Origin of the sequence: Mesorhizobium sp. M7A.F.Ca.AU.001.01.1.1, assembly GCF_004022735.1 — a bacterium.
GTDB classification, from domain to species: Bacteria; Pseudomonadota; Alphaproteobacteria; order Rhizobiales; family Rhizobiaceae; genus Mesorhizobium; species Mesorhizobium ciceri.
Genome location: NZ_RZPF01000224.1, coordinates 1 through 8,632 on the forward strand (window position 1 = coordinate 1; position 8,632 = coordinate 8,632).

Annotated in this window: 7 protein-coding genes; 2 read left to right on the forward strand and 5 right to left on the reverse strand. The window is 64.6% G+C overall.

Annotated elements, in window-relative coordinates; genetic code table 11:
- Positions 1-1,345, forward strand: a 1,345-nt coding sequence (locus EN884_RS15640) for a sulfatase-like hydrolase/transferase (RefSeq protein WP_128360617.1), incomplete at its 5' end; no start/stop codon positions are given.
- A 1-nt stretch (position 1,346) separates the two neighbouring features.
- Here the strand turns inward: EN884_RS15640 and EN884_RS15645 are convergent.
- The 5 genes from EN884_RS15645 to EN884_RS15670 form a co-directional block, all read right to left on the reverse strand.
- Positions 1,347-2,927 carry an indolepyruvate oxidoreductase subunit beta family protein gene (locus tag EN884_RS15645; protein ID WP_063169956.1) on the reverse strand — a complete coding sequence of 527 codons (1,581 nt, stop codon included), beginning with the start codon at positions 2,925-2,927 and terminating at the stop codon, positions 1,347-1,349.
- A complete protein-coding gene (locus EN884_RS15650; protein WP_063169955.1) occupies positions 2,920-5,073 on the reverse strand; it encodes an indolepyruvate ferredoxin oxidoreductase subunit alpha in 2,154 nt (717 codons plus the stop codon). Before EN884_RS15650 ends, EN884_RS15645 begins: the two co-directional genes overlap by 8 nt.
- Positions 5,074-5,118: 45 nt before the next feature.
- Entirely contained in the window at positions 5,119-5,601 is a 483-nt protein-coding gene (locus tag EN884_RS15655; RefSeq protein ID WP_013527967.1) for a MarR family transcriptional regulator, read from the reverse strand.
- Entirely contained in the window at positions 5,601-7,172 is a 1,572-nt protein-coding gene (locus tag EN884_RS15660) for an NAD(P)/FAD-dependent oxidoreductase (protein WP_063169954.1), read from the reverse strand. Before EN884_RS15660 ends, EN884_RS15655 begins: the two co-directional genes overlap by 1 nt.
- A 314-nt stretch (positions 7,173-7,486) precedes the next feature.
- Positions 7,487-8,278: a cyclase family protein gene (locus tag EN884_RS15670; RefSeq protein ID WP_063169953.1), complete on the reverse strand. Its 792-nt coding sequence runs from the start codon at positions 8,276-8,278 to the stop codon at positions 7,487-7,489.
- Positions 8,279-8,397: 119 nt separating this feature from the next.
- Between EN884_RS15670 and EN884_RS15675 the strand changes: the two genes are divergently transcribed.
- Positions 8,398-8,632 (forward strand): NAD(P)-binding protein (locus EN884_RS15675; protein ID WP_164895021.1); only part of this gene is annotated, 235 nt, incomplete at its 3' end.

Below are 8,632 nucleotides of genomic sequence, written 5' to 3' on the forward strand. Positions count from 1 at the left end.
GTTCCGGATCGATCGGAAAATCGGCTGGCCGGTGTCGGCACGCGTCCTGGTCATGGCGGCGCCCGTCGTTCTGGTGCCGCTGACCTTTCCGGCCGAGGCCTCGAAGGACCGCTATTTCTACTACATGCAGGGCCGGCACATGTCGGCCTTCTTCGTCTCGCTGCTGGATTTGCACAACCTCGTTGTAGAATCGGGCTTCGAAAAGCGGCTGCAAGCCGTGGCGCCGCAGCCGCCTTTTGCCGACACGGTCGATTGCGGCGACCGGGCTGATCTTCCCGACGTCTTTTTCGTGCTCAGCGAAAGCCAGTCCGATCCCGGCTATTTTCCGCAGGTCGGCAACGGCGCGGGATTCCTGCAGAGATTCGCACCGGGGGCCGGCACGCCGCACCAGATGCAGGTCGAGACGTTTGGCGGCGGCACCTGGATCACCAATCTGTCGCTGATGACCGGCCTGTCGGCCACCGATTTCGGCTGGCGAAGCCCCTATCTGACCATCACCCTGCAGGACAAGGTCGCCGGAGCCTTGCCGGAGGTGCTGGCGCGCTGCGGATATCGGACTGTCGTGATGACGCCGATGGACTTTTCGTTCGTCAATGAAGGGCCGTTCCTGAAATCGATCGGTTTCGAGACCGTGCTCGACATCAAGGACATCGCCGCGCCCTTCTATCACCTGCGCGACAACTTTTATTACCAGGCGGCCGAGGCATTCATCGCCAGGCACCATAGGGAAGACGGCCGGCCGCTGTTCCTCGAAATCCAGACCATGTTTCCGCACTCACCCTATGAGGGGCGGATGGAGCCCGGGCTGAAGGTCGAGGGCGAGCCTTTCTCGGGCGATTTCCAAGCCAATGAGTATCTGCGCCGGATGGCGGTAGCGCGCGGCGATTTCCAGGATTTCCTCGACAAGAGGCAAGCGGATGCCGGTGAACGCGGCGCCGTGGTGCTCGAATTCGGCGATCACCAGTCGTCGGCGACCAAGCCGTTCGTCGAGGCGATCGCCGGGGACGACGCCTTGGCGACCCCTGGCTCGCTTGCCTATCGCACTTTCTACACGCTCACCACCTTCAACCATCCTTTGCGCCATCCGATGCCTGACCTGGCCCCGCTCGACATCGGCTTCCTCAGCGCAAGCCTGCTCGACGCCGCCGGCCTGCCGATGTCGCCTGTCATGGCCGATCTCGTGCGCCTGCGCGACCATTGCGGCGGCAGGTTCCATGGTTGTCAGGATCGTGCGGAGGTCGATGCGCATCTGCGCCGGCGCGTCGATACAGGCCTGCTGCATCTGTTCCCGGAAGCGGTGCCGCTGCATGGGCTGGCGCCGCTCCAATCGGTGGATGCCCGTTAAATCAGTCTATCGTATCCGGCCCCAGCGTCGCCACGGTCTTCAGCGCACCGTCCAGCATGTCGCCCTTCTCGTCCTTCAGCGCGATCTCGCGCAGGCGGCGGATCCAGTCGGCGGCGTCGGTGCGGCCCTTGACCATGTCGAGCGCGGACAGCACCCGGTCGAATTTCGACTGCGCCCGGACATGGGTGTCGCTGTAGCCCTTGATCAGCCGGCGGCAGTTGAGGATTTCGACGGCCAGTGCGTAATCCTGGGGCACATGGTCGAGCGCCAGCGCGTACCAGCCATCGAGATGAGCGACCTCGACCTTGTGGCGCAGCAGGCTGCGGCGCCAGCGACGCAGGCCGCCGATGAACCACAGAGCGGCAAAGCCGGCAAAACTGTCGGTGCGGATGCGGCGGCCATGATTGATGCGACGATCGAGAAAGGCGGCGAGCTTCGGCCGGTTTTCGATGTAGCTGCCCAGACCCGCCGGCAGCGTGCCGCAGAACTCCTCGATGCGCGGATGGAAATATTCGGTCACCTGCAGGATCGAGCCATCCTTGACGCCGACCTCGCGGCGCACGCGTTTGTCGCGCGTCGAACGTGTCTTGAGATCGGCGACGCGGATCATGTCGTCGTAGCACAGCGCGTTGGCCAGATGCTTGGCGGCAGCGATGGACAAGCCGTAGCCCTGAATCGGCCCGTCCAGCGCGACGGCCTTGTCCAACCGGTCGAGATAGTCGCGCCCATAGGCGATGTCCTGATAGTCGACGACCTTTCTCAAGCCTCGAAGCGCCATATCGCGCACGGCCACCGGCAACAGATCGATGCGGGCAGCCAAGGCCTGCCAGCCTTGCAGCAGGTTTCGCGGGCCACTCACCTGTCCGGCGCCCAGGGCAGATTCGACGATCGCTGGCTCGGCCGGCCTAGGCGCCGGTGCTGCCGTGCCGCGCGCACGATCAAACGCGGCACCGAAGGCAGCAAGGCTGGCCTTGACGCCCCGACCACCCGCGCCGATCGCCTGCTCGTAGCTTTCGCGCGTGAACGGCAGCGCGTCCGACCCCGCCAGCGCGCCAAGCAGGCTGGCCGAGATCATCGAGCCATTGTCGGCGGCGATCTTCTCCATGTCGAAGGCGATGAAGCGCTTCGATGCGGCCTCCGCCGTTGCATGCACCTTGGACGACGAGGCGCGGCCGTCGCCCGGCTCGATCTTTTCCGACACGGCGGCGATGCGGTGCGAGGAGGCGATCAGCGTGGTGCGCTCGGGCGTGACGAAGCCGCGAATGATGGCGCGGCCGGCTTCCATCAACTCCGCCGCGATCAGTATGTCGACGTCGCCTTGCGAGGGCGACAGCGCAAAGACCGGCAGCCGGCCGGTGTCGCGGGCCATCTCGACATAGTAGATGGTGGCGCCGGTACGCTGGGCGACGCCGGCGACCGAGGTCGACTGCGCGACATAGCCGTTGCGCTCGGCGACATCGGTAATCCAATCGGCGAGCACGCCGCCGCCCTGGCCGCCGACCGCCAGCACGGCGAGCTTGATGACACGCTCACCATCCTGAGCGCTGGCGTGGGCGCGAAGTGGGGGGACGGCGTCAAGCATCGGCGAAAGTCAGGCGCCGGCTTTCGCGGCGACGCTGCAACAGGCTGATGGTGGCGCGGCGCGCCGCTTCCAGGAAGCGATCCCAGCGGCTTGGATTGTGGACGACGTCGGCGCGATAGAAGGACGGGCAGAGCACCGCCGCATCGGCGACCTCGCCGCAATTGCCGCAACCGACGCAACTCTGGTCGATATGCGCGACCGGATCGTCGCGCAAAAGATCGTCGAGCGACTTGACCGACAGCGATGGGCAGCCGGACAGCCGCATGCAGGCATGGTCACCGGTACAGATGTCCTCATCCACGCCGAACTTCGGTTTCACGACACGGGTCCCGCCCTTGATCGCCTTGTCGACCAGCGGCTTTTCGCGGCGCTGGCGGTTGAGCATGCATTCGGACGAGGCGACGATGACTTTCGGCCCCTTCTCCTCCGTCGTCAGCGCCTCGCGTAGCGTGTCCTGCATCTTGGTCACGTCATAGGTGCGGTCGACATGGCGCAGCCATTTGACGCCCATGCCTTTGACCGCCTCGGTGATCGGATGCTTCGTCGACTTGGTCTTGTTGCCGGCGCGGGATGAGAGGATGTCCTGGCCGCCGGTGGCGGCCGAGTAAAAATTATCGACGATGACGATGACGCCGTCGTTCTTGTTGAACACCGCGTTGCCAATTGAGGAGGTCAGGCCGTTGTGCCAGAAGCCGCCGTCGCCGACGAAGGAGATGGACCGCCGCTTGGCATCAGGCGAATTGAAGGCCGAGGCGGAGGCCGGGCCCAGCCCGTAGCCCATGGTGGTGGCGCCGAGCTCGAAAGGCGGCATGATCGAGAACAGATGGCAGCCGATGTCGGAGGCGATGTGATGCTTGCCGAGCTCCTGCTCGACCAGTTTTGTCGCGGCAAAGATCGGCCGTTCCGGGCAGCCGATGCAGAAGCCCGGCGGACGGCCCGGCACGACATTGATGAGGTCGGCTGCATCAACGCCGTCGCCGACCTTGTTGGGCGCGCGCACCTCGCCCGGCAGCAGATGCGGCGCCTCGGCGCGCAGGAAGGCGCCGATGCCGTCGAGCATGACCTGGCCGGTATATTCGCCGGCCATCGGCAGATGCTCCTTGCCAACCAGCCTGGTGCCTCGACCGGCCTTGTGCAGCATCGAAGCAAAGGCCTGTTCGATGTAGTTGGGCTGGCCTTCCTCGACGACCAGCACCGACTGCTTGCCCTCGCAGAACGACAGGAACTCGTCGTCGATCAAGGGATAGACGGCATTGAGCACATAGAGCGGCACGTCGGTGTCGCCATAGGTGTCGGCAAGGCCGAGCCGCTGCAGCGCGCGGATGACCGAATTGTACATGCCGCCCTGCATGACGATGCCGACCGAGCCATGGTCCGAGCCGAAGAACTCGTTGATCTTGTTCTTGGCGATGAAGTCGACCGCCGCCGGCCAGCGTTTCTGCACCTTCTCCTTCTCATGCAGGAAGGAGGCGGGCGGCAGCACGATGCGGCCGGTGTCGCGGCGCGGCGCGTCGAGGGCATCGGCGACCGTCATCGGCGGCCGCTTGTTGTCCTTGGCGATGAAATGGCCATGCACGTGGCAGCAGCGGATGCGCACCTGCAGCATGACCGGCGTGTTGGAAATCTCCGACAGCTCGAAACCATCCTCCACCGCCTTGACGATCGATGGCAGATTGGGTCGCGGGTCGAGCAGCCACACCTGGCTTTTCATGGCGAAGGCATGGCTGCGCTCCTGCATGATCGAGGAGCCCTCGCCATAGTCTTCGCCGACGATGATCAGCGCGCCGCCGGTGACGCCGCCGGAGGCGAGATTGGCCAGCGCGTCGGAGGCAACATTGGTGCCGACGGTCGACTTGAAGGTCGCCGCACCGCGAATGGGATAATGCACTGACGCCGCCAGCATGGCGGTGGCAGTGGCTTCCGAGGCGCTGGCTTCGAAATGCACGCCGAGCTCGCCCAGAATGTCCTGCGCGTCGGCCAGCACGTCCATCAGGTGACTGATCGGCGCGCCCTGATAGCCGCCGACATAGCCGACGCCGCATTGCAGCAGCGCCTTGGTGATGGCGAGAATGCCTTCGCCGGCAAACTCCTCGCCGGCACCGAGCCTGAGTTTTTCGACTTCCCTGGCAAAAGACCGTTCGGCCATTCTTTTTCTCCCTTCCGTTACCGCCAGCGCTGGCGGCGCGTAGGTCTAGATGTCGTGCTTGCGAATGTTCTTCAGCATCTTCAAAAGCGTGGCGATGAGCGCGGAATATTCGGCATCGTCGATGTCGTCGAACATCGCTTCGAACGCGTCGTGCATGGCCGGCCAGGCGCGGGTGAACTCGGCGCGGCCCTCGTCGGTCAGGAACACATGGCGGATTCGGCTGTCGGTGACACCCTGCTCGCGTCGCACCAGACCCTGGCCCTCCAGCGTATCGAGGGTCCGGCTCAAGGTCGATTGCTCGATGACCGTATAGACCGAGAGGTCGTTGACGGTGATACCGTCGGTGACCGACAGCACGGCGAGCGTGCGGACCTGCGGGATGGTCAGGCCCTGCTTGCGGAAATCGTCGCGCAAGGTGGCGTTGTAGCGGCCCATGATGCGGTTCATCAGATAGGGCGCGAATTGCTGCAGCCCGATCTGCCCCAGGGTCGAAATGCGCTGGCGCTTTTCCGCGACCTTCTCTTCCATCACAGCCTCCCCGCCAGGAGAAAGCCGGAACCGCCGCCGAGACCCGCACCCGGGTGGGTCGAGGCGCCGATATGGTAGAGACCCTTGATGCCGGTCTGATGGTTGCGGCTGGTCTTGAACGGCCGCCACAGGAAAGACTGGTCGATGGTCGAGGAACCGCCATAGGGGTCACCGCCGACCAGGTTGATGTTCATCGCCTCCAGATCGGCCGGCGAATAGGCGCGGCGCGCGATGACGCTGTCCTTGAAGCCTTCGATATGGCTGGCGAGGATCGCCTCAATGCGGTCGGCATAGGCTTCGCGCAGCACATCGGTCCATTGCCCGTCTGCCGGCGCCTGCAGCTTGCCGGCCGCGTCGCCCTTGATGTGGCGAGGCGCCTCTGGCAGTTGCAGCCACAGGATCGCCTTGCCCTCCGGGCAGCGCGACGGGTCGAGCGCGTGCGGCTGGCCGACGCAGATGGTCGGCACCTCCGGCAGCATGCCGCGCGCCGCCTCGTTGCAAGCTTTCGAGACGCCATCCAGGCCGGGCGTGAGGTGCAGCAACGCCACCTTATCCAAGCCTTCGCCCGGCCATGCGGGCGGTTTGTCCAAGGCGTAGTGGATCTGGAAATTGCCTTTGCCGTAGCGGTACTTTTGCGTCGCCTCGACATCGGCTTTGGGTGCATCCGTGCCAAGCAGCCTGCCATAGAGCTGCGTTGGCGTAACCGAGCAGATGACGCTCTTGTCGGCATTGATTGTCTCGCCCGAGGCCAGCCGCACGGCGGTTGCCCGGCCATTGTTTTGAACGATCGAAGCGACATCGGCGCCGGTGCGGATATCGCCGCCGCGTTCCCGAATCAAAGCCTCGAAGGCCGCCAGCAGGTTTTTTGCCCCACCCTTGACGATCGGTGCTCCGGCCGCCTCAAGTGCGAAGGCGATCACCTTGGCGATCTGGCCGGAGAAGGCGTCCTCGGGTCCAAGCCCGGCATGCAGTACCCAGGGTGCCCACAGCGCGCGGATGGTTTCGGACCGGTAGGTGTTTTCGAGCCAGCCGCGCGCCGGCACCAGAGCTTCGCCGAGGAAGGCGGCAAGGCCGCGCGGGCCACGCCGCCAGCCATCACCGGCAAGCAGCTTCGCTGTCGGGTAGGACCACAGGCTGCCGCCGAGCAAGCCGAACAGCAGGCCGGCATTGCGTTCGATGCCGCCGACATCATCCGCGTGCCGGTCACCGTCGCCTGCCGCGATTGCGTTGAGGGCGGCGATGTTGGCGGCACGGTCGGTGCTGAGCACGGCATGGCTGCCATCCGGCCGCAGCACGCCCGTCGGCGTGCCCGTGTGGCAGAACTCCAGCCCGTGGCGCGCGAGATCGGCGCCCAGTGCCGCAAAGGCCGGCGAGGTGATGAACAGCACGAAGGTCGTCGCCATCACATCATGGATGAAGCCGGGTGCGGTGATCTCCTCGGTGCGCAAGCAACCGCCAATGCGGTCGTTGCGCTCCAGGACGAGCACACGCGCCCCTTTGCCGCCGAGCATCGCCGCGCAGACCAGCGCGTTGATGCCGCTGCCGACGATGATGTGATCGGGGGCGGTCATTGGCGGTTGCTCTTTGCTTGCGGGCAGTGGAGTTCAATCGCGTGGAATTGCGCTCTACGGCGCCCCCCTCTGGCCTGCCGGCCATCTCCCCCTCTTGGGGGGAGATTGGCAGCTTCGGCGCCCCACTCAATCCTGCAACGTCGCAGATTGGCGAAAACCATTGTGAAGGCCAATCTCCCCCCTTGAGGGGGAGATGTCCGGCAGGACAGAGGGGGGCGCCGTAGGGCGCTAGCGCTACAAGCCTGCCACCCTCTACCTGCCATCAACCCGGTTTCGCCTTCTCGCATGATCTTCTCCCGAAGACCCACCTCGCTTTATTGCTTCGACACCAGCGCCAGCGCGCGAATCGGGCTGCCGGTGCCGTGCTCGATCTTGAGCGGCGCCGCGATCAGGATGGCGCCCTTCGGCGGCAGCTGGTCGAGGTTGCAAAGGCTGGCGAGACCGTAGCGGTTGGCCTTGTGCATCAGCGTGTGCGCCGGGAATGGCGGCTCCATGCCACCGGCCTTGCCGGCATCGGTGCCGATCGTCTCCGAGCCCCAGCCCTTGATGTCCTTACTGATCAGGAACTGGATGGCTTCGGCCGTCGGGCCGGGCGTGTGCGGACCGGTCTCGTTGGCGTTGAGGAACTCGGCTTCCGAGCCGTTGCGCTTGTACCAGTCGGTGCGCATCACCACCCATTCGCCGGCATTGATCGCACCGTGCTTGGCTTCCCAGGCCTTGATGTGGTCGACGGTGAGCAGGAAATCGGGGTCGGCGGCGGCTTCCTTCGAACAGTCGATGACATTGACCGGGCCGACGAAATTCTGCGCCGGAATGGTGTCGGTGGCGCCGTCCGGATAATCCTTGCCGCTGATCCAGTGCTGCGGCGCGTCGAAATGCGTGCCCGAATGTTCGCCGAGCTTCAGCCAGTTCCAGGCCCACCACGGACCGTTCTTGTCGTAACGGGAGATGTTGTGGATCTCGACCTTCGGCGTGTCGACGGCGAGTTCCGGCGGCAGCTTGATCAACGGCGTGTCCGGCCCGAGCGGCGCCGACAGGTCGACCACCTTGATGGCGCCTGAAAGAAGCTGGCCGGCGACTTCGCCGAGGAGTTTTTGCGTGTCCATGGTTTGAAGTTCCCTCTTTCGTGTGATGATCAAGGCTCGTCTCGGCCCTTAATATCCTACTAGACGAAAACATATGCATCTGCAATTATCTTTAAGCATAAAGGAAATGGGGACGGGGCGTGAGCGAGTTCGACGCCATCTTTGTCGGGGCGGGCCACAACAGTCTGGCATGCGCTGCGCATTTGGCGCTCAAAGGCTGGAAAACAGGGGTTTTCGAGCGCGGCGCGGCAATCGGCGGCGCCGTCCAGACGCGCGAATTCACCCTTCCCGGCTTCCGCCACGATTTCGGCGCGATGAATCTCAGCCTCTTCGCCGGCTCGGCCTTCCACCGGAAATATGCAAATGAATTGAAAG

Excerpts from the sequence above, each read along its gene's own strand:
- EN884_RS15660 (WP_063169954.1), bottom strand. The coding sequence starts at position 7,172 with ATGACCGCCCCCGATCACATCATCGTCGGCAGCGGCATCAACGCGCTG.
- EN884_RS15670 (WP_063169953.1), bottom strand. The coding sequence starts at position 8,278 with ATGGACACGCAAAAACTCCTCGGCGAAGTCGCCGGCCAGCTTCTTTCA.
- EN884_RS15645 (WP_063169956.1), bottom strand. The coding sequence starts at position 2,927 with ATGCTTGACGCCGTCCCCCCACTTCGCGCCCACGCCAGCGCTCAGGAT.
- EN884_RS15655 (WP_013527967.1), bottom strand. The coding sequence starts at position 5,601 with ATGGAAGAGAAGGTCGCGGAAAAGCGCCAGCGCATTTCGACCCTGGGG.
- EN884_RS15650 (WP_063169955.1), bottom strand. The coding sequence starts at position 5,073 with ATGGCCGAACGGTCTTTTGCCAGGGAAGTCGAAAAACTCAGGCTCGGT.